A 24500-nucleotide genomic window follows, 5' to 3' on the forward strand; every position below is an offset into this window, starting at 1 on the left:
AGCCGGTCCTGCTCGGCCGTCGTCACGCCGGGCCGCAGCCCGTGGTCCCGCTCATGCCGGCGAACCCACAGCCGCAGCGTCTCGGCCTCGCAGCCGATCTTCGCCGCAATCGACTGGATCGCCGCCCACTGCGATCCGTGCTCGCCACGGTGCTCGAATACCATCCGCACCGCGCGCTCCCTGACCTCCGGTGAATACCGCGTCTGCTTCTTGCTCATAGCTCCATCCTCTCAAAGAGTGGAGCCTCCGAGATAGTCGGGGCGGTTCATTCCCGCACGCAAGCTCTTGTCGGTTTTATTCCCGGACGGCCTGCTTAATCAGGGTGGGGCACGAACTCCCGCGCGCGAAATGGCCTCATGGCCGCGCGTCCTGAGGAAAATTCATCAACACACAGCAGCGTTGACGATCAACGCTCTGCACAGGGCCGCGCAACAATTCCATCGCGCGGGGGCACCCCCTGCCTATAGCGTCAGCGCTTCCAGCCAGTTCGCGAGGCGCCGGAACAGCTGCACGCGGGCCGGGAAGAGGAAGTGGCTGTGGCCGGTCTCGGGCAGCACTTGCAGCGTGACGTCGAAGGAGCCGGTGAACGCGGCCGGCACCTGATGGACGGGGCCGACCATGTCGCGCTCGCCGACGCCGAGGAACACCGGCACGACGATGCCGGCCGCTTCCGGCGCGACGTTGCCGGGCACCATCGACAGCATCGCCGGCACCGGCAGCATGCAGTCGGTCGCGGCCTTGAGCGCGGCGACGCCGCGCGGCTCGGCCTTCTTGCTGCCGAACAGTTCCGCGTTGCCGGCGCGCGCGGCGTGAATCACCGGAAACGGGTTGTCGCCGAACATCTTGCGCGCCACGTCGACGAGCAGCGGACGCGCGGCGAGCGGATCGTCCAGCGCCTTGAACGCGGGCGGCGCGTATTCCGGCAGGCCGCGCGTGGAGAAGCCGAGCAGCACCACGCCGACGTGCGGCGCGTGCGCGGCCTGCTGCAGGATCGTCATCATCGCGCCCATCGAGTGACCGACGCCGACGCTGACGAGGTCCGGCAGCGCCGCGAGCTGCGGATGGGCGCGGCCGGCGCGCAGCTGCGCCATCAACGTCTCGTGGACCTGGCGGTTGATCGCGGTGAGCGTGTCCGGCGTGCAGCGCCAGCCATCGTCCGGCTTGCTGCTGTCGCCGAGGCCGAGGTAGTCGACGCTGGCGACGACATAGCCCTGCGCGGCCATCGTCCGCGCGAAGCTGAAGCTGGTGTCGAGCGGACGCTCGCCCTCTCCCACCGCTCGCATCGCTAGCGCTTCCCCCTCTCCCGCCATGCGGGAGAGGGAACTCGAAGGGCTTGCTCGCCCGGATGAGGCTGGATCGCGCGCTGGCGCTTCGGCCCGCGGAATCAGATCGCCCGCGCCCGCTTCGACGGGCGGGATCAAGTCGTAGTAGCGGCGGTTCATGTTGCCGCCGGGCAGGCACCACAGCAGCGCGCGCGGCGTGACGCCGGCCGGCGGCGCGAACAGGTCGACGGCGATGCGCAGCGCGCCGTCGCCCGCCCGTTCGAGGCCGGCGTCGAGCTGCAGCGTGAGCGGTGCCGACGGCCGCGCCGCGTTCACGCGCTCAGGCCTTTTCGAGCACCGCGCCGGCCATGCCGGACGAGATCAGCACGTGCTCGACGGTCCGGCGCGTGACCTGGTTGTACGAGCTGCCGCGGATCTGGCGCACACCCTCGATCATGCTGTTCATGCCGTGGATGTAGGCCTCGCCGGTCAGGCCGCCGTTGGTGTTGACCGGCAGCGCGCCGTCGATCGCCATGCCGCCGCCCTTGACGAAATCCTTGGCCTCGCCCGGCTTGCAGAAGCCGAATGCTTCGAGCTGCAGCAGGACGTGCGGCGTGAAGGCGTCGTACAGCGCCGCCATCTGCATGTCGGAGGGCTTGAGGCCGGTCATCGCCCACAGGCGCTTGGCGACGCCCTTGGCCTCCGGCATTTCGGTGAGATCTTCGTGGTAGTAATTGGAGATCACTTCCACGTTGTACGGAATCGATTGCGTGGCGCCGACGATCTTCACCGGCGGCTGCTTGAGGTCGCGCGCGCGTTCGAGGCTGGTGACGAGGATCGCCACGCCGCCGTCGCTTTCCTGGCAGCAGTCGAGCAGACGCAGCCACGGCTCCTGGATCCACTTCGAGTTCTGATGATCTTCGATCGTGATCGGCTTGCCGTAGAACCACGCCGCCGGATTCTTCGCCGCGTAGGCGCGCTGCTGCACGCTGACATAGGCGAGGTCGCGGTTGGTGACGCCGTAGGTGTGCATGTAGCGCGCCGCCTGCAGCGCGCCCCAGCTCGCCGGCGTCATCGCGCCGTACGGCACGCACCAGAGCAACGAGCCGGTGCCGTTGCCCGACTGGTACTGCATCTGCTGCTGTTGCGGGTTCTGGCCAAAGCGGTACTGGCTGCGCTCGTTCATCGCGCGCCAGATCAGCACGTTGTTGCACAGGCCGGCGTTGACCATGGCCATGGCCTGATAGATCGTCGCCGCCGCCGCCGCGCCGCCGCCCGGAATGCGCGTGGTGTACGCCAGATCCTTCACGCCGAGGCAGCGCGCGAGATTGACCTCGTCGCTGTTGTCGATCGTGAACGTGATCATGCCGTCGATGTCGTGCGGGCTGATGCCGGCGTCGTCGCAGGCGGCCTTGGCGCACTCGGCGGCGAGCTGCAGCTCGCTGCGCCCGGAGGCCTTGGAGAATTCGGTCTGGCCGATGCCGGCAATCGCGGCATCCGTGAACTTTCTGGTCATGCTTTTTTCCGTTTCGCGCTGGCGCGCGTGAAGCAGTCGTCGTGAACGAAGCCGTGCGGCGGGCGGCGCGCCTACGCGCGCGGGCGGAACACCGGCACCTTGTGGTTGTTCATCGTCGGCTCGAACGCGACCTCGACCGGCATGTCGGCCTTGATCTCGTCGTAGCCGACGCCGACCACGTTCGACACCATGCGGATGCCTTCCTCGAGCTGGATCACCGCGACGATCGGCGATTCCTTGAAGCCGAACGGCTGCGGGTGGCGCGGGATGGTCCAGCCGAGCACGGTGCCGCGGCCGGACAGCGGCACGATCTGGCGGTTGAGGCTGAAGCACTGCGGGCACATCGGCCGCGGCGGAAACGTGAACAGCCCGCAGTCGCAGCACTTCTGGCCGACGAACTGCTCCTGGTCGGCGGCGTCCCAGAAGAACTTCGCGTCGAGCGTGACGATCGGCGGAATGCGGGTCGGCTTGGGCGCGGCAGAGGCGGCCGGCGCCTGATCGGTCGGAGTGCTCATCGTTCGTCCTGAAAGCGTGGATGTTTTTTTGCCGCGCCGCGCCGGAAAGCCGGGGCAGCGACTGCGATGCTGCGTTCGACGATAGCCCGCACCGCGCGCCAGTGGCTTGATACAAACGGGTGATTTCCGCCGCGCTGCGGCTCGACTTGGCGGCCACGGGAGCGTATTCTCGCCGCCCTTCCCCAGCCGTCGGCGTGTTCCACGCCCCCAGCGGAGATCGTCCGCCGGCCCTCCGATCGCACGCGCCCTCGCGCCTCGTTCCCCGGACCCGCGCAGGCCGGCAGCTCGCCGGCATCCCGTCGGCGCATCCGCTGCCGACGCCCGTCAACCGCACTGCGGAGCGATAGCGATGGCCAAGCCCAACTACGGTTTCGAGAAGCGTCAGCGCGAGCTGGCCAAGAAAAAGAAGAAGGACGAGAAGGAACAGCGCAAGGCCGCGACGCGCGCCGGCACGCCGCCGGCACCGGACGCCACCGAATCCTGAGCGCGGCGCCACGTGCGCCCAGCCTGCGATCCGGCGATGCATCGCCCCGCGCTTTTCCCCAACGGAGAACCTCCATGGCCAAGTCCCTGTATCACATCCGCGTCATCAACAAGGGCCGCGAGAAGGACTATTTCGATTTCTGGCGCCGCCAGCTGCACGCCAACGCCGCCGGCGAGGAGCTGACCGCGGAGCTGGTCGGCTTCGAAGTCACGCAGAGCGGCCACTCGCTCGAAGACGCGCTCGCCGCCGTACGCCGCAAGCACGCCGGCCTGCAGATCGACACGCAGAGCACGCGCGTCGAAGAAGCCGAAGTCGACTGAAAGACCGCGCGACGCGCTCAGCCCGCCGCGGCGAGCGCGTCGCTGCCGAGCAGGAAGGCCAGCGCTTCGGCGCAGGGCGCGGCCACCTTCAGCGCCAGCAGATCGTCGGCGCGCGTGCGGCCGAGGTTGACGGCGGCAATCGGCTTGCCGGCACGCGCCGCGGCCTGCGCGAAGCGATAGCCCGACCACACCATCAGCGACGAGCCGACGACCAGCATCGCGTCGGCCTCGTGCAGCGCCACCATCGCCGCGTCGACGCGCTCGCGCGGCACGTTCTCGCCGAAGAACACCACGTCCGGCTTGAGCAGGCCGCCGCACTGCGCGCAATCCGGCACGTCGAAGGCGGAGAAGTCACGGCCGTCGAGATCGGCGTCGCCGTCCGGCGCCTGACCGGCATCGAGCGCCGCCCACTGCGGATTGCGCTGCAACAGCTCGTGCTGGAAATCCGCACGCGCCAGGCCGTGTCCGCAGGCCATGCAGCGGACGCGGTCGATGCGGCCGTGCAGGTCGACGACCGCCTCGCTGCCAGCCGCCTGATGCAGACCATCGACGTTCTGCGTCAGCAGCAGACCGATGCCGCCACGCCGGCCGTGCGCGGCGAGCGCGCGATGCGCGCCGTTCGGCCGCGCCCGGCTCAGCCAGCGCCAGCCGACCAGGCTGCGCGCCCAGTAGCGCCGCCGCGTCAGCGGCTCGTGCACGAAAGCCTGATAGGTGACCGGCGGCGTGCGCTTCCACGCGCCGTCGGCGTCGCGGTAGTCGGGAATGCCGGAGCCGGTGCTGACGCCGGCGCCGGTCAGCACGAACAGGCGCGGATGCGCGATGACGAATTCCTGCAGATCGGCCGGCAGCTTCATGCCGCGAGCATAGAGCAGCGCGCGCCGGCGCGGCGCGCACGCCGGGCCCTTGCGATCAGGGCCCTTCGTAGAGCCGCAGCGCGATGCGCGAGGTCGTGACGCCCGCCGCGCCGCCGCCCGAGTCGTCGCTGTCGCTGGCGTCCCAGACGAAGGCGATGCCGCCGCCGGCATCCGTCGCCACGTCCGGATACTCGATCAGTCCGAGCGGATCGCGCGCCGCGACCGTGAAGCCGCCATCGAGCGCCGCGCCGCCGGTCGCGTAGCGCCGCGCGCGAATCGCCGCGCCGTCCTCCCAGACCACCACGTAGTTGCCGACGGCGTCGCTGGCCACCGCGGGCCAGCGCGGGTAGCCGCCGTCGTCGGCATTGACGCGCGCCTCGAAGCTGCCGAGGCCGAGGTCGGCCGGGTAGCGGCGGGTATGGAGGCCGACGTCGTAGTCGCCCCAGCCGCGCGCGCTGCGCCGGTAGGCGACGACATACGCGCCGGCCGCGTCCATCGCCACGGCCGGCGTCGCCTGATCGCGCTGCAGCGAAACCAGACGCTTGCCTTCGGGACGGCCGGCGGCGTCGTAGCGGCGCGCGTAGACGCCGGACAGCACCGCCAGCGATTCGCCGATGCGGTTCCAGGCGACGACGAAACGGCCGTCCGGCGCCATCGACGCGCCGACGCGATCCTCGCCGCTGCCGGCCGCCAGCGGCAGCACCAGCAGGCTGATCTCGGCGCTGCCGGTGGCATCGACCGTCTGCAGCGCCGGCGCGGCGCCGGAATCGCCGCCGGGGTAACGGCGCAGGCGCACCGAGTAGCCGCCGATGCGCGCGCACAGACCGATGCCGTAACCGCAGCCGTACCAGTTGCCGCGCTCGACGTAGCGCCCCTGCGCCCAGGCGACGACGAAAGCACCGGCGGCGTTCATCGCGATCGCCGGGCTCTGGATCGCTGTCTCGCCGACGCGCGCGTCGAAGGGGTCGCTGACCCGCTCCGCATCGCCGAGCGGCGTGGCGTCGGCGGCGTAGCGACGCAGGTAGATGCCGCGCGCGGCCGCGCCGAGATCCGACCAGGCGACGACGAAACGCCCGACGCCGTCGATGGCGACATCCGGCAGGCCGACGTCGCCGTTCGCAACCAGGAAGTCCGGCCCCTTCGGCGTGCCGCCGGCGGACAGCAGGCGGCCGCGCACGCCGCCATGACTGCGCCAGACGACGACCAGATCGCCGCTGCCGCTGCGCGCGACGGCGCTCTGGTAGTAGGTATCGTCGGTGCTCGACGCCACCGTGAGCGGCGGCCCGAGCGGCTCGCCCGGCGCCGCGCGCACGCCCTCGCTCAACGTCAGCGCCAGCAGCGCCACTCCGACCGCGCGCCAGCTTCCCTGCCGCCGTTCGCAAATCCGCATGGCCTGTCTCCCCCTCGTTGTTCCGGCGCTCGCCGCCGTGCGGCCGCAGCGGCGGCGCGAGCGATCATCGACGGGGCCGGCGGCGCGGCGTGAGGGCGAATCGCCGACGCGGCTTGTCGGCGCGACGGAGCGCCGACGGTGCGATGGCGCCCACGAAAAAGCCCCCGCCGGCGAAAAAGCCGGCGGGGGCCCGGGTGCCGCGCAGCGCTACGCGTCTACTGCTTGGCTTCCTTCTCCAGCAGGCTCGCCATGCCGGGCTTCGGCGCCTGCGGCGTCGCGCTCGGTGCGGGCCGCGGTGGCATGCGCGGCATGCCGGCGAAGCCGATCGCGAACTGCTCTTCCATGGTCTTGATCTCGTCTTCGCCGTAGCCCATGCCGGCGAGGATTTCCTTGGTGTGCTCGCCGACCAGCAGCGGACGCCCCTGGATCACGCCGGGCGTGTCGGACAGCGAGAACAGCAGGCCGATCTGGTCGAGCTTGCCGACCACCGGGTGCGGGTAGCTGACCACCATCTTCGCCTTCTGGAATGCCGGCACGTCGTGCAGCTTGCGCGAGAACTCGGCATCGACGATCTCGACCGGCACGCCGGCCTGGTCGAGCGCGGCGAACGCGTCCTGCGCGGTCTGCGCCTTGATCCTGGCCGCGAGCGTCGTGGCCAGCGCCGCATCGTCGGCAGCGGCGTCGGCGATGCCGTAGGTTTCGAGCAGCGCCGCGCGCTGCGAACCGCGCGTGGCGGCGACGCAGATCCAGCCGTCGGCCGCCTCATAGAGGCGATGCGTCGCCGAGTAGCCGAGCTGCAGCGCGCCGATGCGCGGCCGCGCGAAGCCCTCGCCGTTCGGCTTGGCGACCGCGTAGCTGGTGTTGAGCAGCGCCGCGTTGATGATCGACGTGTCGACAAACTGGCCCTCGCCGGTGCGGTCGCGATGGTAGATCGCATTGCAGATGGCGATCGCCGAGAGGAAGCCGTTGCCGGTGTCGCCGAAGCTGGTGAAGCTCCACAGCGGCCGGCCCTCGACGCCGTTCTCCGTGCGCGCCATGCCGCCATCCTCGAACTGGATGCCGGACAGGCAGGCGCCGGTCTGGTCGTTGCCGGGCAGACCCGCGCGCACGCCGCGCTCGAAGCCGCGCGTGTGGCAGTAGATCAGCGTCGGATTGATCTTCTTCAGCGATTCGTAATCGATCTTCAGGCGCTCGGCGGCGTCGTAGCGCATGTTGTGCTGCACGACGTCGGCCTTGGCGACGAGATCGAGCAGGATCTTCATCGCGCGCGGATCTTTCAGGTTCAGCGTGATCGACTTCTTGCCGCGGTTCGCCATGTAGGCGATGTGCACGCGATGCCAGAAGAGATCAAACAGACCATTGATCTTGATGACCGTCGCGCCGAGATCGGACAGCAGCTGCGTGCCGAACGGACCGGCGATGGCCAGGCCCAGGTCGAGCACGACGATGCCGTCGAGCGGCGCCTTCAGCTCACCCTTCTTCGCCGCCGCGGTCGCGGCCTTGGCTTCCTTGATGATCTTTGCCGCTTCGGCCTTCACTTCGTCGGTGTTGGCGCCCGGCGGCACGGCCGGCGCGCCCGGCTTGCCCTGCGTGACGCTCATGTTGAAGGCGTTGCCGACGGTGCGGATCGTGCCGAGCACCGGGTCACGCGTCTCGGTGACGCAGCCGTCTTCGAGGAAGGCCGGATCGGCGAGCGATTCCTCGACGCTGCGCACCGGCTGCATCGTCATCTCGGCGGTCGCCGCCGCGTCGACCCAGTCCTTGACCGGGAACTTGGCGACCGCCTCGGCGAGGATCGGCTGGTAGTGCGACATCACCAGGATTTCTTCCGGGCCGGTGCCGAAGCGGTCCGGATCGTTCTGCACGGTGAGGTCGGGCGAGGCGTTGAGCGTGTCGCCCTGCGCGGCCTGCAGGATGAAGCGCGGATTCGGCACCCAGTTGTGCAGCCATTTGCCGTCGCGGGCCTTGAAGTGGCCCTTCGGCGACTTGCTGTTGAGGATCCAGGTGTCGAATCCCGGCGCGTCGATCTTCTCGGCACGCTGCCAGACGCCGGCGGCGCCGGCCATCGCGCCCTGCAGCAGCGAGGTCTCGACCCACTGGCCACGGCCGGTGATCTCGCGCGCGCGCAGCGCCGCGGCGATGCCGAGCGAGGCATTGAAGAACGCGCCGAGGCTCGGCCACTGCGAGGCGACGAACAGCGGGCCCGGACGCGGCGCGCCCTGCACCCAGTCCTGCGGGATTTCCAGATCCGGGAACGGATCGGGTTCGCCGTTCATGTGGTTGAGCGCGCCTTCCGGCCAGCCGCGCTGCTCGAACATCAGGCCGGTGCGGGCCTGCACCAGCGCGTCGATCGCCGGGCGCTGGCTCAGCTCGTTGTCGCGGCCGTAGCCGGTGATCGAGCAGTAGACCAGGCGCGGGTTGAGCTGCGACAGCGTCGCGTAGTCAATGCCGAGCTTGGCGGTTTCACCGGGCGCGAACGATTCGACCAGGATGTCGGCGGTTTTCGCCAGCGCCAGCAGCACGTCCTTGTCTTCAGCCTTCGTCAGATCGAGGAAGGCGCTCTTCTTGCCGCGCTGCCAGACGGTGTAGCCGAGGCGCTGCGGACCGTCCTCGAAGCGCGCCGGATCGCCGCCGGGCGGCTCGATCTTGATGACCTCGGCGCCGTTGTCGCCGAGCAGCATCGCCGTCATCGGTCCGGCCACGCCGGACGTCAGATCGAGCACTTTCAGATTCGCGAGAACACCTGTTGCCGGGGCAGCCATCGTGATTTCCTTCAACAATTCCAGATCATCGACGAGCTTACCCAGCGCCTTTGCGAAAGCGTCGTTCACTTGGACGAGGCCTGGGAATCACCGTCATTTTCGCGTAAGGAGGAATGAACTGGCCTGAACGCGGACCGCTCCCTCTCCCCTCTGAGAGGGGAGAGGGTCGGGGTCAGGGGCCGCTTGAGAGTACCGCGATCCGCGACCGCACCCCGGCCCGCAGGCCGGCGGGCGTTCGCAGGCTCGCGGCTACGCTGCTCGAAAGCCCTGCTCAGCCCAGCCCGAAGGTCTTCAGCGCGTTGCCGGACGTGATCTTGATGCGGTCGGCTTCCGGAATGCCGGCTTCCTTGAACTGGCTGACGACCTGCGCGCGCGAGTTCGGCCAGCAGGTCGCCGGATGCGGGAAGTCGGTCGACCAGTACAGGCAGTCCGGGCCGAAATACTTGTAGCACTCGGTCAGGCCGCGCGGCTCGTACATGAAGGTCGCGCCGCACTGCTGGCGGAAGGTCTCCGACGGCGGCCGCTTCACGCCCGGGAAGGTGTAGTGCTGGTGCATGCGCGGATCGAGCAGCGACTCGAAGAACCACGGCAGCCAGCCCAGACCCGGCTCGACGAACAGCACCTTCATCTTCGGATACTTCTCCAGCGTGCCGGTGAGGATCCACATGCAGATCGTCTCGGCGAGCGGCGCCCAGGCCAGGCCGGTGAAGATGCCCTTCTGCGGCGTCGGGTCGCGGCGGAACACGTCCCACAGCGAGGCGCGCAGATCGAGGTGATTGAGGATCGTCAGCCCCGATTCCTCGATCAGCGACCACAGCGGCTCGTAGCGCTTGTCGTAGAAATCCGGCAGGCCGAGATCGGACGGGAACGGTGTCAGCTGCACGCAGCGCGCCTTGCGGTCGCGCACCAGACGCTCGACTTCCTTGCACGCGAAGTCGATGTCGTACAGCGGCAGCTGGTAAGCCGTCATCAGGCGCACCGGATCGTGCGCCGCGAAATCGGCCATCGCGTTGTTGTAGCCTTGGAAGACTTCCTTCCAGTTGTCGCCCATCAGGAACGGATTGGCGATCTTGGCGCCGGCGAGTTCCGGGAAGATCACCTCGGCGTAGACGCCGTCGCGATCCATCGCCTTGAGCTTGCCTTCCGGATTGAAGTGGCCCGGGTCCTTGGCCGCTTCCGGGTCGACGAAGTCCTCCAGCTCGAGCTGCCTCTGGCCGCCGCGCAGCACCTTGGCGGCGTATTCCTCGGCCTTCTTGTTGGCTTCGTCCCAGACCGCGTGCAGTTCCTTGCGCAGGCGCGCCTTCACCCAGTCGTCGGTGAAGTGCACGTGCGAATCCACCGAAACCAGTTTCTCGGTTGCCAGTTCACTCATGATGCGTCTCCTCGTGCTCGCAGCCTGTTGCCGGCTCGCTGAAATGAAGGCGCCCGGCGCGAGGCCGGGATCGGAGACGAGTCTAGGCAGGCGCGCACGGGCAACCCATAGCAAAAAGTGACAAGGTGCGCGAATCGTCGTGTCGTAGGGTGGGCAAAGCGTAGCGTGCCCACGCGGGCAATCGCACAATCGGTCCCATGTCCCGTTACCGCCGCAGCTCTTCACGAGGCGCTACGTACTTCTTCACCGTGGCGCTCGCTGACCGATCCAGCGCATTACTCACCGAGCACATCGGATGGCTCCGCTCGGCCTACAGCGCCGCACGAATGGCACAACCCTTCCGCACGGTCGCGATCTGCGTGATGCCCGAGCACCTGCATGCCATCTGGGAATTACCGCCGGACGACGCCGACTTCTCGATGCGATGGAGCCGCATCAAGGGCGGCTTTTCGCGCCACTTCGCCGCGGCGCCAGCGCGGAGCATGAGCAAACGACAGAAGCGCGAGAAAGGCCTGTGGCAGCGCCGCTTCTGGGAGCACCAGATACGTGACGAAGGCGACCTGGCGCGACACGTCGATTACATCCACTACAACCCCGTCAAACATGGCCTCGTATGTCGCGTCGCGGACTGGCCGTATTCGAGCTTCCATCGCTACGTCGAACGCGGTGCATTGCCAGTCCAGTGGGCCACCGACGTCGGCGATGCGCTGTCGCTGAAAGCCGGCGAACGACCATAATCCTTCGCGTGGGCACGCTGCGCTTTGCCCACCCTACGACTACTGCCGAATTCGGTGTCGGTCAGTTCTCAGCCCGAGGGAACATTCCGCTGCGCGATACGGCATCATGAAGCGGGGATTGCTCGGCGTGCTTAGGCCGCTTCGCGGAGAAACGGGGTATGGGAATCAAATGCTGAGTTGGATTTTCCACCACGCGCCGCGGGATGAATAGGCCGACCCCGGCATCCGCTTATTAACTGTTGGGCATCACAAAGAGACATTGAGGTGCGTTCATGAGTTGGCTTCCAGACGCTGGGACCGTAACAAAAATTCACGAAGAGCTGACCCGCATCTTCTTGGAGGAAGAAGACCCAATCTCTCCGCCGGGGATCAAATCTCCCGCGTTGCTGGACAGCGCGTGCAATCGGCCTCATACGGGCGCAGGCACAGTCGATAAGTACAAGACGCTTGAGCAGAAGACGGCCGCGCTGGTTCATTCTCTGACAAAAAACCATGCCTTCCACAATGGCAACAAGCGCACAGCCCTCGTGACGCTACTTACCGTTCTGGAGCGAAACGATCGTCGCTTTGTCGGAGAGGTCACAGATGACGTTCTCTACAACATGATTGTTGCCGTAACGGCTGACGAGTTCCCAACGGCCAACAACGGCATGTCGGTTGACGCTGTCGTTAGTGAGCTTGCGTCGTGGATTCGTCGTAACTCCGAACCAATATCGGTAAAGCCCAGCGGCATGAAGACGAATGAGTTCTTGGAGTTGTGTGAGAAGGCTGGGGCAAAGGTTAAGGAGTCGGGGGGCTCTCACGTAATTTCGCATGGCCAGCGCCGCATCACGATCGGAAACGACACGCGCCAGCTGGATGGGGCTGTAGTAAAGCGATACCTAAAGAACCTTGATCTGAGCGAGCAGTCTGGCATCGGGCTGGATGACTTCCAAAAAGGAGCGGTCGTTTCCAGGGTCCAGATTCAGCGCTTTATGGCGTCGCTTCGCCGGCTGGCAAAGACGTGATGCCCAACCATCGCATGCACCCGACGTATTTGCCTTCGCTTCGCTACGGCAAATCCGCGGCTGAAGCGGAGCGTTGAACGATCGCTTCTGGCACATAGCGGTCAGCCGGAAATGTTGCGACGCTCGCGCAGCGCCGCTCAGATGGAGCTGATGGTCGGCGCATGAAGCGCCGGCCTTCTTCATCGCGATACCTATCAGGCTTCGACGAGCCGCATCCTGCCACTGGTGATGTTCACGCCGACCGAGGCGATTCCGGTGTTCAAGGAATCCGACGCGACCCGCATCCGTCAGCGCTGAACCCCCGCCCTCAGCGCAGGCGCACCAGTTCCGGCGCACGCAGCGCAGGTTCGGCGCCGCGACGGACGTCGAGCGGCGACAGGCCGGTCCAGGTCTTCAGCGCGCGCGTCAGGCCGTTGGGCTCGGCGAAGCCGGCACGCAGCGAGACCTCGCCGATCGGCAGCTCGCCGGCGTGCAGCCATTTCATCGCCAGCTCGCAGCGCACTTCCTCCTTGACCAGGCGATAGCTCGAACACTCGGCCTGCAGGCGCCGGCGCAGGGTCTGGCTGCTCAGGTGCAGCGCGCCGGCGGCGTCCTCGATCGACGGCAGCGTCTGCAGCGCTTCGAGCTGGGCCTTGAGCCGCGCCTTGAGCTGCGACTTGAACGACAGGTGGCCGCCGTACAGCGCCGCGCGGTCGAGATCCTTCGGCGCCATGAAGCCGTTGAGATCGGCGCGGCTGCGCACGACCGGCCGATCGAGGTAGCGCAGCGGCAGCAGCAGGCGCGGCTGCACCTGCGAGAAGCGGCACAGGCCGCTGAGCATCTCCGAGTATTCCTCCGGGCTGCCGACGCGCGCGTGCGCGAAGTCGGCGGCGACCACCGGAATCTCCTCGCCGATCAGCCAGCCGGCGAGATGCGTCCACAGCATGAACCACCACTCGTTGAGGAAGCCCTGCGGATCGAGCCGCGGCTGCGCGATGTGCATCTCGATCGCCGCCAGCTCGCCATGCGGCTGCAGCTCGAAACGGATGTCCGGCGTCTGGCTCGCGTAGAAGGCGAAGGCGCGCTGCAGCGTCGCGCCGAGCGCACCGCCGGTGACCGTACCCTCGCACATCATCTCGAAGGTGCCGAGCGGGCACGGCGAGCGCGTGAAGCCGCAGAACTCGTCGGCCATCAGCAACTTGAGGTTGCGCGACACGCGGAAGAAGGTCTGCACGTCGATCGGCTCACGCTCGTCGCGCAGCAGCGCCGGCGCGATCGGGATCGCCTCGCAGATCGTGCGCTCGCCGTAGCCGCGGCGCGCCGCGCTGCGGATCAGCGTGCGCGCATAACGGTTGATCAGGCCCGGTGCTGGCATGGCGGAACGGGACGGCGGACGTCGGGAGCGAACGCCGGAGCAGCCTAGGCGGCGCCTGCGTGGCGCCGCCTGCTGCAAACGGATGATGGCCGGCGTTCCGGCAAGCGCCGGCTCAGGCCGGATCGCCTAGCGCCGCGCGCGGCGGCGCGCGGCGCGGGATCAGCAGCACCAGCAGCGCCGCCAGCAGCATCGCGCCGATGAAGACCTGGAACGCCAGCGTGTAATCGCCGCGCGCGTCGAAGGCCTGGCCGACGAAGCGCACGGCGAGCAGCGTGACCAGCATGTTGAGCGGATTCATCAGGCCGAGCACGCCGCCGAAGGAGCGCGCGCCGAAGCGTTCGGCGACCAGCGCCGCCCACAGCGGCAGCTCGCCGCCGGTGGCGATGCCGGCGAGGCAGCACAGCACCAGCAGCAGCGGGAACGGCGGCTGCGCGATCAGCGCCAGCAGCAGCACGATCATGCAGGCGGCGACCACCAGCAGCAGCCAGCGCTTGTCGACGCGGTCGGCAAGCGCGCCGAACAGCAGCTTGCCGAGCACCGAGCAGAACGCCATCGCCGACATCAGCAGCGTCGCCTGCGCCAGGCCAATGCCGGCGTCGGTCGCGTACGGCACCAGCGACACCAGCAGCGCCTGATTGGTCGCGAACACCAGCGCAACCGACAGGCCGATGCACCAGAAGCTGCGCTCGGCGAGCAGCGCGCGCGTGGTCCACAGCGGCCCGTCGAGCGCGGCGCCGGCAACGGCCGCGGCGTCGCCGTCCGGATGCAGGCCGCGCTCCTGCGGGCGGTCGCGGATCACCAGCCAGGCGAGCAGCGGCATCAGCGCCGCGATCAGCGCCGCCTGCACCAGCAGCGCCGCGCGCCAGCCGTGCGCGGCGAGCACGAAGGCCATCAGCGGCACGATCACGCTGCCGCCGATCGAGGTCGCCACCGCGGCGACGCCGAGCGCCTTGCCGCGATGGCGCACGAACCAGCGCGTCGCCAGGGTGTTGGCGACCAGCGGGCCGATCGCCACCGAGCCCGGCGCGATCAGCAGCGCGATCGCCAGCGCGATCACGACGATCGAGTTGCTGCTGGCGACGATCAGCATGCCGGCCGCCATCGCCAGCGCGCCGGCGATCATCAGGCGGCGGAGCGAATGGCGGTCCATCCAGCGCCCGAGCAGCGGCGCCGACAGACCCATGCCGACGTAGAACAGCAGCATGCCGTTGTTGGCACTCGCGCGGCTGATGCCGAAGACCTCGCAGATCGGCTTCACGAACAGGCCGAAGGCGTAGATCGTGCTGCCGATCGCCAGCATCTCGCCGACGAAGGCGGCGGCCAGCACCCACCAGCCGGCGAAGATCCGCGTGCCGCGCGGCCCTGCGTTCGCATGCATCGCTGTCGCTCCCGTGTGTCCGGGACGGACGGCGCCGGCGCGCATCTCGTGCCGGCGCCGTCCGCGCGGAAGACCGCTCAGGTGCCGCCGCGGCGCACGCCGTCGGTGGTGAACTCGCCCGGCCGCGGCTCGCGGCGGTTGAAGCGCGACGAGCTCGGTTCCTCGCTGGTGATGTTCTCGGCGCTGTACGAGCCGGCGAACAGGTCCTGATAGATGCTGGCGTTGAGGTAGTAGAACTTGCCGTCGTAGGCGTAGGTCGGGCAGTTCATCGCCGCGCGCCAGAGCTGGCCGCGCGTGTCGTAGTTGTCGGCCAGCAGCATGTGCCAGCTGTCCTCGTCGATGTACATGCGGCGCTTGCCGTAGACGTGGCGCGTGCCCGGCTTGAGCGTGCCTTCGATGACCCAGACGCGGTGCAGCTCGTAGCGGATCTGCTCCGGGTTCGGATGTCCGCGCGTCGAGATCAGGTCGGCGTACTTCATCGCCGGATCTTCGAGCCGGTTGGTGTGGTACGGCACGTAGACCTCGCGCTTGCCGATCAGCTTCCAGCTGAAGCGCTCCGGCGAGCCGTTGAAGCCGTTCTGCTCGTCGACCACGCGCGGGCCCGAATCCATCGGGTAGTCGTAGCCGACGTCCGGCGACTTGCGCAGGCGCCGCGAGCCCGGATCGTACTGCCAGGCCTGGCGCGGAAAGCCGATGAAGTCGAACGAGTTGACGGTGAAGGTGATCTTGCCGGCGTCGCGCGGCGGCGCCTTCTGCGTGCTGATGCTCGTCGAGTAGACGCCGTCGTCCCAGTTGGCGCGATCGTCGCCCTTGATGTAGCGGTTGTAGGCGACCAGCTCGGTGCGCGACCAGGCGACGCTGCCGTTCGGCTGCACGTAGGCACCGACGTTCGGCGCCTCGTACATCCAGCCGGAGACCACCGACATGACGTTGTAGAGCACCTCGCTGCCGTCCTTCGGGATCGGGAACGCCGGCCCGCCGTAGGCGCCCTTGAGCGTCAGCCCGTCGTTGCTCAGCTGGGCGCTGGTCGCGTTGAGCTTGACGTTCTCGTAGACGCGGTCCTCGTAGCGGAAGTCGCGATGGGTCGGATAGACGTTCATCTTGTACGTCTGCGGATACTTCGCGAACAGCGCTTTCTGGCCCTCGCTGAGCTTGTCGGCGTACTGCGCGAGGTTCTGCGCGGTGATCGTGAACAGCGCTTTCTCGCCCGGATACGGATCGGCGTTGCGCTTGCCGTCGTACTGCACCTGCGGCGGCACGCCGAGCCACTTGCCGGACCAGGCCGGGATGCTGCCGTCGGCATTGCCGGCCTTCTCGGCACCGAGTGGCGTGAGCGTGGTGCCGAGGGCCTTGGCCTCGTCGGCGGAGACCGCCGCGTGCGCGGCGAGGCTGAACGCGAGCGGGATCGCCGCAGCGAGGGCGCGCGCGCAGGGGATGCGAATCGTCATGGTGCGTCTCCTCAGAAGCTGTACTTGGCGTTGAACGCGGCGTAGCTGCGGTCGGCGAGCGTGCGGTTTTCGAGGCTCGCGCCGCCGGCATAGCCGTTGTAGGTCAGGCCGAGTTCGAGGTTGTTGAGATACTTGAGCGTGCCGCCGACCGCGTAGCGAATGTCGCCCTTGCCGGTGTAGCTGCCGAGCGCGCCGCCGATCGCCGACTTGCCGGCAATGTCGTAGCCGTTGACCAGGCTCAGCGTGAAGTCCCAGCCGGCGAAGACCTGCTTGTAGCCAGCCTGGGCGAGGAACTGGATGGCGGTGGCGTCGCGCGTGTTGCTGATCTGCTCGAAGCGCATGCTGCCGCCCATGCCGTCCGGCACGACGATGGCGTCAACGTCCTGCACGTGCACGTAGCCGACTTCGCCGAGCAGCGTCAGGCTGTCCCACAGCGCCGTCGGCAGCAGCAGCTTGGTGACGTTGAGGTTGCCCTGCCAGACGTCGCCGCGCGTCGGCACCGGCGACGTGCCGACGTTGACGTTGAGGCCGGCGTCCTGACGCAGGCTCACCTCGGCGCCGATCGCCGCGCCGAACACTTCGCTCGACAGCGCCAGCGCCGACATCTTGATGTCGTCGGTGTAGACGATCTGGTACTGGCTCGGGATCGCCAGCGTGCCGACGCCGGGAATCGTCACCGCCGTGGTCGTGGTCGTCGCACCGACCGGATTCTTGTCGTGATAGCGGATGTGGTAGGCCGAGACTTCGGTCGCCTCGCCGAACAGATAGCGCAGGCCGGCGCCCCACTGGCCGCTGTCGTCCGGTTCGAGGTCGCGGCCGCGCGGCACCTTGCTCGACAGGCCGAACAGGGCCAGCACCGGATCGAGCGGTTCGAGCTGCGGCACGCGCAGGAACGTGGCGCCGGGGCCGGTGACGTCGCTGGTGCTGAAGTAGCCGCCGACCGGATTGAGCTCGGTGCCCTTCCATTCCCACTGCCAGTAGCCCATCGCGCTGAAGCGGTCGGTGAGGCCCCACTGCGCGTAGATCTGGCCGGTCGGCAGCAGGATCTCCTTGACCTCGGTGCCCGGCACGTTGGACTTGGTCGCGTCGGCCGGCGCCTGCGCGCCGCTCATGTTCGGGAAGAACAGGCTCTCGCCCCACGACACCACCTGATTGCCGACGCGCACGTCGAGCGCGGTCGAGCCGATCGAGAAGTTGCCGTAGGCGTAGGCGTCGAGCAGGCGCGCGCGCTTGCCGAGGTAGTCGCGCGCCGAGCCGGTGAACTGGTCGTAGTCACCGGTGCGGTTGATGGTGGCCGGCGAGTCGTTGTCGTTCTTGTGGAAGTAGACGTCGTCGTAGAACGCGCTGCCGCGCACGAACACGCCGTAGCGGCGATAGCGGAAATTGGTTTCGGCAAGCAGCGCCAGGCGGTTGTTGATCAGCGCGCCCTTGTCGTAGTTGCGGTCGCCGTCGTCGCCGTTGACGTTCGAGATCAGCTTGGCGTCCGGATCGTCGACGCGCACCGCCAGGCTGTAGGTCAGGTTCGCCAGGTAGTCGAGCGTGAAGCCCGAGCCGAGGTCGACGCTGCCGGCCCAGGCCGGCGCCGCCGCCAGCGCGGCGACGATGCCCACGCCGACGCCCGCGCCCCGGCCGGCGCGCTTGTGCCTTCTCACTGCCATGTTCTCTCCTCCGCACGTTCGCGTTGCTTGTGCCGCGGTCTGCGCCGCGGGTCGTCTTCGATGCAGCGCACCATCGGCGCGGCGTGGACGACCTGCCGAGCGTGCGCGTTCGGGGCCGCCGATTTCTTGGTGAATCCGTCGCGACTTGTCGTTTTTTTCGTGCTGTCAGCTACCGCACGGCGGAGCGTCATCACCGCTCGTCCGGCCCGCCGATCTACGCTATCCGGATGACATCGGCCGACCCGGGCCGCGCTAGGCTCGTGCGCATTCCCGTGTGGAGGTTCGCCGATGACGATGCCGGCCATCCCGAGCAGCGCGGTTTCACCGTCCTTCCATACCGTCGCCACCGTCGTCGCGGCCGGCGATCCGCGCCGCTGCGGCGCGCGCGGCTCGGTGATCGAGCTGCGCGATTCCGAGGTCGACTACTCCACCGCGCCCGCGCATCTGTGCTTCTGGGTGCCGCTGTCCGGCGGCATCACCGTTTCGCCGCGCAAGGGTCAGGCCTACGGCGTCGCCGGCGAACGCCTGACCATCAGCCCGCCCGGCTCGGTCTGGCGCGGCGCGTGGCGCGGCCGCATGAGCACGATGATGCTGGAGATCCATCCGGCGGTGCTCGACGAGCTGGCGCCGGGCCGCGTCGTCTATCCGAACCGCGGCGAGCTGCTGATCGCCGAGGACGCGACGCTGCGCCACAGCATCCTCGCGCTGCAGCACAGCCTGGCGCTGTCGACGCCGGACGACGGCCTGTTCGCCGGCCACATCGCACGCGCCGTCGCCTGGCACTATCTGCGCCGCTACTGCAGCACGCGCGTCGCCGACGACGACCGCCGCAAACTGACGCCGGCGCAGCTCAAGCGCGCGCTGGAACTGATCGACGCGCGGCTCGCCGACAAGCTCGCGCTCGACGAGCTGGCCGAACTGCTCGATCTCAGCGTCGCCACCTTCTGCCGCCGCTTCAAGCACAGCGTCGGCCTGCCGCCGTACCAGTACGTGCTGCGCACGCGCATCGAGCGCGCCAAGGCCCAGCTGGCGCGCCACGAGCGCTCGCTGTCGGAGATCGCGCAGGCGCTCGGCTTCTACGATCAGAGCCAGTTCAGCAACGCGTTCCGGCGCATCGTCGGCATCAGCCCGCGCGAATATCGCCGGCGGCTGCAGTCCTGAAGAGGCGGCGCGCCCTCAGCGCCCGCCGACCATGCCGAGCAGCGCCTGCTTGATGCGCTGCAGGTGGCGATCGACGTGGCGCAGCTTGCGCTCGAAGACGTGCTCGACCGACAGTCCGGTGAGGAAGCAGTGCACGAAGGTCATCGCCTCGCGCAACTGCACGTCGTCGAGCGTCGAGTCGCTGAAGATCTCGCGCATCAGCTTCTGGTGGGCGCGGATGTGGCGCTCCTCGGCGCGGCTCGGCCGGGCGCGCTGGAAGCCGCGCATCGCCAGCAGGATTTCCAGCGCGACCAGATAAAGGTCGTCCTGGTAGTGCACCCACATCAGCTCGACGAAGCGGTCGACGCGGCCGGCCAGCGCGCCGCCGCGCAGCGCCGGATCGCTCATCCGCGCCGAGAACTGCCGGTGCGACATTTCCAGGATCGCGTCGAGGATGTCTTCCTTGGCGCCGAAGTGATGCTGGGCGGCGCCCCAGGTCATGCCGGCGCGCGCGGCGATGCGGCTGGCGGTGGCGTTGGCGAAGCCGCCTTCCTTGATCAGCGCGATGACGGCGCCGATGATCCTGTCGCGCGCCAGTTGCGCTTTCTGCGCCTGGCGGCCGAGCGGGGCATCGCCGGCCGCGGTGGCGCGGGGCGCCGCCGCCCGGGTCGCAGTCTTGCGAACCGCGGCTTTCTTCGCGGGCGGTTTGGGCGCGGTCTTGCGAACCGCGGTCTGCTGCTGGGGCGAGGCGGTCTTCGCGCGCGGACGCGCGCCGGGGGCAGGCTTGGCCATCTTCAGGCGGGGGACGTGATGCGCTCGGAATCGGGGGCGCGATTGTCCACCAGATCGGCGCAGGCGTGCTCGGCGGCGAGAAAGCCGAAGGTCATCGCCGGCCCCAGCGTCGCGCCGGCGCCCGGATACCAGCGGCCGGTGACCGAGGCGGCGACGTTGCCGACCGCGTACAGGCCGGCGATCGGCCGGCCCTGCGTGTCGAGCACGCGCGCCTGCGCGTCGGTCGCCAGCCCGCCCTTGGTGCCGATGTCGCCGGGATGGATCTGCAGCGCGTGGTACGGCGCCTCCGTCAGCGGCGCCAGACAGGGATTCGGCTGCACGCGCACGTCGCCGTAGAGCCGGTCGTAGGGATTCTCGCCGCGCTGGAAATCCTCGTCGCGGCCGGCCGCCGCGAAGCCGTTGAAGCGCGCGACCGTGGCGGCAAGACCGTCGCCGTCGATGCCGAGCCGGCCGGCCAGTTCGCGCAGCGTCGCGGCGCGCGTCAGCAACCCGCGGCGGATGCGCCGCGGCTGCAGCCAGTTCAGATGCATGCCGCCGGGCAGCAGCGGGCCGAACGGATACTCGCGGGCATAGCGCGCGTCGAAGATCAGCCAGGCCGGCAGGTTGCCGGCGCCGTACATCGCCTGCACCGCGGTCGTGTAGGCGACCGATTCGTTGAAGAAGCGCCGCCCCTGCGCGTTGACGACGATCGCGCCCGGCATCGAGCGCTCGGTGAACAGCATGCGCGCGCGATCCTCGCCGGCGATGTGCATCGTCGGCCCCCACCAGGCTTCGTCGAGCAGGCGCGTGCCGGCGCCGATCGCCTGCGCCGCGAGCAGCAGATCGCCGGTGTTGTGCGGGCTCGCCGCCGACCAGCGCGCATCGGTCGGCTGCGGCAGGTAGCGCTCGCGCAGCGCCTGGTTGTGCTCGAACCCGCCGCTGCCGAGGATCACGCCGCGCCGCGCGCGAATCGTCTCGCAGCGGCCGCCGCGCTCGATCTCGACGCCGGTGACGGCGCCGTGCGCGTCGGTCAGCAGGCGCGTGACTGGCGCGCGCAGCCAGATCGGCACGCCGAGATCGAGCAGCGAGCGGCGCAGACGGCCGATCAGCGCGTTGCCCATCGTCAGGCGCCGCGAGCGTCGCGAGCGCAGCCGCCACGGCAGGTCGAGGGCGTAGACGGCGACCAGCTTCAGCAGCAGCCGCCACCAGCCGGGCGACTTGCTGAGCAGGATCGCGCCCTCGGTGTTGCTGTAGCCGATCAGGCCGAGCACGCGCGTCTGCCGGTGCGGCTCCTGCAGATCGAGAAAGTCCGCGCCGAGCGCGCGCGCGTCGTACGGCAGCGGATCGACCGAGCGGCCGCCGCTCTTGGCGCCGGGCAGATGCTGGTAGTAATCGGCGTAGTAGGCCATCGCCTGATAGGCGACGCGGCTGTGCGCGCACAGCCAGCGCAGCATGCGCCGGCCGTGACGCACGAAGGCGCGCACGTTGGCGTCCGGCACGGTGTCACCGAGCAGCTGCCGCAGGTACTGCAGCGCCTCGTCCTCGCTGTCGTCGATGCCGCAGTCGGCCATCAGGTGATTGGCCGGAATCCACAGGCCGCCGCCGGAAGTCGCCGAGGTGCCGCCGTACTGCGCGGCCTTCTCGACGATCAGCACCCGGGCGCCGGCGTGCGCGGCGCGCAGTGCCGCGGTCAGCGCGCCGGCGCCGGAGCCGACGACGACGAGATCGGTTTCATGCTGTGCATCCATCGGCGGCTCCGCGCGCGTCATCGTCCGTCCAGCGTGTAGGCGACGACCGCGTCGCCGACTTCGGTGCCGAGTGCGCCATGGCCGCCGGCCGCGATCACCAGATACTGCGGGCCGCCGGCACGCACGCGATAGCTGATCGGCACTGCGGTGCCGGCGTAGGGCAGCACGTCGCGCCACAGCTCGCGGCCGTCGGCGGCGTCGAAGGCGCGCAGGTAGCGGTCCATCGTCGCGGCGACGAAGACCAGGCCGCCGGCGGTCTGCATCGAGCCGCCCGAGTTCGGCGTGCCGGTCTCGAAGCGGTCGCCGAACGGCGCCATGCCGTGCAGATTGCCGAGCGGCCGCTCCCAGAGCCGTTCGCCGCTGTCGAGGTCGATCGCCACCAGCCTGCCCCACGGTGGCGGCACGCACGGCGTCTTCAGCGGCGACAGGAACGGCGCGCGCTCGACCACGTACGGCGTGCCTTCCTGCGGATTGACGCCGACCAGATCGCTGCCGTCGCCGGCGCCGCGGTACTGCGCGCGCGGCACCAGTCGGATCACGAACGGCGCGACCTGCAGGTTGACGATCATGCGCCGCCGCACCGGATCGACCGACACCGAACCCCAGTTGATGCCGCCGCCGAGGCCCGGATATTCGAGCGTGCCCTGCAGCGACGGCGGCGTGAACACGCCGCGATAGTCGAGCGCGTCGAACGCGGCCTGACACTTGCCCTTGTCCCAGAAGGTCAGACCCCAGAGCGCGTCGCGCTGCAGGTGCAGCGGATGCAGCGGCGCCGGCCGGGTCGGAAACGGCTGCGTCGGCGAGACGTACTCGCCCGGCACCGTCGACGCCGGCACCGGCCGCTCCTCGACCGGGAACAGCGGCCGGCCGCTGAGACGGTCGAGCAGGAACACGAAGCCGAGCTTGGTCGCGGCGATCAGCGCCGGCGTGCGGCCGCGGTGCAGATAGGTGACCGGCTGCGCGGCGAGATCGTAGTCCCACAGATCGTGGTGCACGGTCTGGAAGTGCCAGGCCGACTGGCCGCTGCGCGCATCGAGCGCGACGACCGACTCGCCGTAGTAGTCGAGATCGCGGCGCTCGGCGCCGCCGTAGTGGTCCGGCGCGGCGCTGCCGGTCGGCACGAAGATCAGGTGATGCTCCGGATCGGACGACAGCAGCGCCCAGGCGTTCGGCGTGCCCGGCGTCAGCGTCGCGCCGCGCGCGATGTCGGCGGCCGTCACCGCCTTCATCGTCGGCGGCACCGAGTCCCAGACCCAGCGCAGCGCGCCGCTGCGCGCGTCCCAGGCGCGGATGCCGCCGCCCGGCGCGTTCGTGCGCTGGCCGTCCTTGACGAAGGCGCCGGTGACGACCAGATCGTCGATCAGCAGCGGCGCCGAGGTCGCGTAGTACTCGGCCTCGCGCAGCGCGCCGAGTCCCAGCCTGAGATCGACGCCGCCGTCGCGGCCGAAGCCGGCGCAGGGTTTGCCGCTGCGCGCGTCAACGGCGAGCAGACGCGCGTCAAGCGTCGCCTCGTAAATGCGCTCGGCGCAGGCCGCGCCGGCCGCCGCGGAGGCGTCGCGCCAGTAGGCGACGCCGCGGCAGACCGGCGCGTAGACGCCGCGGAGATCGACTTTCGGATCGTGCGTCCAGCGCTCGCGGCCGGTCTCGGCGTCGAGCGCGACGATGCGGTTGTACGGCGTGCAGAAATACAGCGTGCCGTCGATCATCAGCGGCGTCGCCTCGAACGCGGTCGCGCCGTGCACGGCATTGCCCTTCGAGAAATCGCCGTGCCGGTAGGTCCACTTCGGCTTGAGCCGGCGCACGTTGTCGGCGCGGATGTCGGCGAGCGGCGAATAGCGCTGGCCGCCCGGCGTGTTGCCGATCTGCGGCCACTGCGCCGTTTCCTCGCCACGGGCGCCGGCGGCGACGCAGAGCAGCGCGAGTGCGGCGAGCAGGCGCCTCATGTCGCGTCGCCGGCGAACACGCGCTCGATCAGCGTGCGCAGCCGCGCCGTCGCCGGCAGCTCGACGCCGAGCGCCACCGCGCTCTGCAGCGCCGCGTCGAGGTCCTTGGCGGCGAGTGCCGCGAACGGCCCGAAGGCTTGGCGCCGCGCGTCGCCGCCGCGTGCCGCGAGCGCCTCGCGATTGCCGTGGAAGGCTTCCATCTGCGGCGTGACCACGCCGTTGGCGCGGCCGACCTCGATCAGCAGCCGCGGATCGAGACCGGCGGCGCGCGCCAGACGCGTGCCCTCGTCGAGCGCCGCGAACGCGGCGTAGCTCATCAGGTTGTTGCAGAGCTTGAGGGCGATGCCGCAGCCGAGCGGCCCGGCGTGCACGATCTTGCCCGCCCAGGCCGACAGCACCGGCCGCAGCCGTTCGAGCAGCCGGTCGCTGCCGCCGACCATCGCGCACAGCGTCGCCGCCTCGGCGCCGGCGGCACCGCCGGTGATCGGCGCGTCGACGACGTGAACGCGCCGCGCCTCGGCCTCGCCCGCCCAGCGCAGCAGCGCCGCCTGCGTCACCGTGCTGTGCACGGCGACGATCGCGTCGGGACGCAAATGCTCGAGCAGGCCGTCGGCGCCGTACAGCAGCGCCTCGACGTCGTCATCGTCGCGCACGCACAGGCCGACGATGCGGCACTGCGCAGCCAGCTCGCGCGGCGGCGCCGCCTGCGCGCCGAGCGCGACCAGCTCGGCGAGCGGCGCCGGCGCCAGATCGTGCACGTACAGCGGCTCGCCGAGCTTGAGCAGGTGCCGCGCCATCGGCTTGCCGATGTTGCCGAGACCGATGAAGCCGATACCCATCG

The 24500-nt window shown here is 69.3% G+C and carries 21 protein-coding genes; 5 read left to right on the forward strand and 16 right to left on the reverse strand.

Annotated features, from left to right (window positions below):
• The 4 genes from H149_RS0111420 to H149_RS0111435 form a co-directional block, all read right to left on the reverse strand.
• Positions 1 to 218: transposase (locus H149_RS0111420; protein WP_020649890.1), on the reverse strand; the 218-nt coding region annotated here is incomplete at its 3' end.
• 243 nt (positions 219 to 461) lie between these two features.
• The gene (locus H149_RS0111425; protein ID WP_020649891.1) at positions 462 to 1598 is read right to left on the reverse strand and encodes an alpha/beta hydrolase; all 1137 of its coding nucleotides are present in this window, start codon (positions 1596 to 1598) and stop codon (positions 462 to 464) included.
• A gap of 4 nt (positions 1599 to 1602) precedes the next feature.
• A complete protein-coding gene (locus H149_RS0111430) occupies positions 1603 to 2778 on the reverse strand; it encodes a thiolase C-terminal domain-containing protein (protein ID WP_020649892.1) in 1176 nt (391 codons plus the stop codon).
• A 71-nt stretch (positions 2779 to 2849) separates the two neighbouring features.
• The gene (locus H149_RS0111435) at positions 2850 to 3293 is read right to left on the reverse strand and encodes a Zn-ribbon domain-containing OB-fold protein (RefSeq protein WP_020649893.1); all 444 of its coding nucleotides are present in this window, start codon (positions 3291 to 3293) and stop codon (positions 2850 to 2852) included.
• A gap of 349 nt (positions 3294 to 3642) precedes the next feature.
• On the opposite strand from H149_RS0111435, the gene H149_RS24230 reads away from it, so the two are divergent.
• Together H149_RS24230 and H149_RS0111445 are read left to right on the forward strand one after the other, a co-directional pair.
• Entirely contained in the window at positions 3643 to 3777 is a 135-nt protein-coding gene (locus H149_RS24230; RefSeq protein WP_020649894.1) for a hypothetical protein, read from the forward strand.
• Between the two features lie 74 nt (positions 3778 to 3851).
• Positions 3852 to 4097, forward strand: a complete 246-nt coding sequence (locus H149_RS0111445; RefSeq protein ID WP_020649895.1) for a hypothetical protein — start codon at positions 3852 to 3854, stop codon at positions 4095 to 4097.
• A gap of 17 nt (positions 4098 to 4114) precedes the next feature.
• Here H149_RS0111445 and H149_RS0111450 read toward each other — a convergent pair whose 3' ends face one another.
• The 4 genes from H149_RS0111450 to H149_RS0111465 form a co-directional block, all read right to left on the reverse strand.
• On the reverse strand, positions 4115 to 4951 hold the full coding sequence (locus H149_RS0111450) for an NAD-dependent protein deacetylase (protein WP_020649896.1): 837 nt from the start codon (positions 4949 to 4951) through the stop codon (positions 4115 to 4117).
• A 55-nt stretch (positions 4952 to 5006) separates the two neighbouring features.
• Positions 5007 to 6341, reverse strand: a complete 1335-nt coding sequence (locus H149_RS0111455) for a hypothetical protein (protein WP_154654759.1) — start codon at positions 6339 to 6341, stop codon at positions 5007 to 5009.
• 215 nt (positions 6342 to 6556) lie between these two features.
• Positions 6557 to 9103 (reverse strand): CaiB/BaiF CoA transferase family protein, encoded by a 2547-nt coding sequence (locus tag H149_RS0111460; protein ID WP_154654760.1) that lies wholly within the window; start codon positions 9101 to 9103, stop codon positions 6557 to 6559.
• A gap of 271 nt (positions 9104 to 9374) precedes the next feature.
• Positions 9375 to 10475 carry an amidohydrolase family protein gene (locus H149_RS0111465; protein ID WP_026353096.1) on the reverse strand — a complete coding sequence of 367 codons (1101 nt, stop codon included), beginning with the start codon at positions 10473 to 10475 and terminating at the stop codon, positions 9375 to 9377.
• Positions 10476 to 10672: 197 nt separating this feature from the next.
• Here H149_RS0111465 and H149_RS0111470 point away from each other — a divergent pair, with 197 nt between their 5' ends.
• Together H149_RS0111470 and H149_RS22760 are read left to right on the forward strand one after the other, a co-directional pair.
• Positions 10673 to 11212: an REP-associated tyrosine transposase gene (locus H149_RS0111470; protein WP_026353097.1), complete on the forward strand. Its 540-nt coding sequence runs from the start codon at positions 10673 to 10675 to the stop codon at positions 11210 to 11212.
• A gap of 272 nt (positions 11213 to 11484) precedes the next feature.
• Positions 11485 to 12219, forward strand: a complete 735-nt coding sequence (locus H149_RS22760) for a type II toxin-antitoxin system death-on-curing family toxin (RefSeq protein WP_083930938.1) — start codon at positions 11485 to 11487, stop codon at positions 12217 to 12219.
• Positions 12220 to 12526: 307 nt separating this feature from the next.
• Here H149_RS22760 and H149_RS0111480 read toward each other — a convergent pair whose 3' ends face one another.
• The 4 genes from H149_RS0111480 to H149_RS0111495 all read right to left on the reverse strand — a co-directional run bounded on the left by H149_RS0111480 (position 12527) and on the right by H149_RS0111495 (position 18057).
• Entirely contained in the window at positions 12527 to 13573 is a 1047-nt protein-coding gene (locus H149_RS0111480) for a helix-turn-helix domain-containing protein (protein WP_020649902.1), read from the reverse strand.
• 112 nt (positions 13574 to 13685) lie between these two features.
• Positions 13686 to 14951 (reverse strand): MFS transporter, encoded by a 1266-nt coding sequence (locus tag H149_RS0111485; protein ID WP_020649903.1) that lies wholly within the window; start codon positions 14949 to 14951, stop codon positions 13686 to 13688.
• A 77-nt stretch (positions 14952 to 15028) separates the two neighbouring features.
• Entirely contained in the window at positions 15029 to 16399 is a 1371-nt protein-coding gene (locus H149_RS0111490; protein ID WP_020649904.1) for a DUF1329 domain-containing protein, read from the reverse strand.
• An 11-nt stretch (positions 16400 to 16410) separates the two neighbouring features.
• Positions 16411 to 18057 carry a DUF1302 domain-containing protein gene (locus tag H149_RS0111495; RefSeq protein WP_026353098.1) on the reverse strand — a complete coding sequence of 549 codons (1647 nt, stop codon included), beginning with the start codon at positions 18055 to 18057 and terminating at the stop codon, positions 16411 to 16413.
• Between the two features lie 288 nt (positions 18058 to 18345).
• On the opposite strand from H149_RS0111495, the gene H149_RS0111500 reads away from it, so the two are divergent.
• Positions 18346 to 19218, forward strand: coding sequence for a helix-turn-helix domain-containing protein (locus H149_RS0111500; RefSeq protein WP_020649906.1), 873 nt, complete (start codon positions 18346 to 18348; stop codon positions 19216 to 19218).
• 15 nt (positions 19219 to 19233) lie between these two features.
• Here the strand turns inward: H149_RS0111500 and H149_RS0111505 are convergent, their stop codons facing one another.
• The 4 genes from H149_RS0111505 to H149_RS20710 are packed head-to-tail and all read right to left on the reverse strand — an operon-like array spanning position 19234 to position 24498.
• Positions 19234 to 19989 (reverse strand): TetR/AcrR family transcriptional regulator, encoded by a 756-nt coding sequence (locus H149_RS0111505; protein WP_020649907.1) that lies wholly within the window; start codon positions 19987 to 19989, stop codon positions 19234 to 19236.
• Between the two features lie 2 nt (positions 19990 to 19991).
• Complete coding sequence (locus tag H149_RS0111510; RefSeq protein WP_154654761.1) at positions 19992 to 21716, reverse strand: FAD-dependent oxidoreductase; 1725 nt, start codon at positions 21714 to 21716, stop codon at positions 19992 to 19994.
• A gap of 17 nt (positions 21717 to 21733) precedes the next feature.
• Complete coding sequence (locus H149_RS20705) at positions 21734 to 23659, reverse strand: pyrroloquinoline quinone-dependent dehydrogenase (protein WP_020649909.1); 1926 nt, start codon at positions 23657 to 23659, stop codon at positions 21734 to 21736.
• Positions 23656 to 24498: an NAD(P)-dependent oxidoreductase gene (locus H149_RS20710; RefSeq protein WP_020649910.1), complete on the reverse strand. Its 843-nt coding sequence runs from the start codon at positions 24496 to 24498 to the stop codon at positions 23656 to 23658. Before H149_RS20710 ends, H149_RS20705 begins: the two co-directional genes overlap by 4 nt.
• Between the last annotated feature and the right edge of the window lie 2 nt (positions 24499 to 24500).

Source organism: Solimonas variicoloris DSM 15731 (genome assembly GCF_000382285.1).
Lineage (GTDB): Bacteria > Pseudomonadota > Gammaproteobacteria > Nevskiales > Nevskiaceae > Solimonas > Solimonas variicoloris.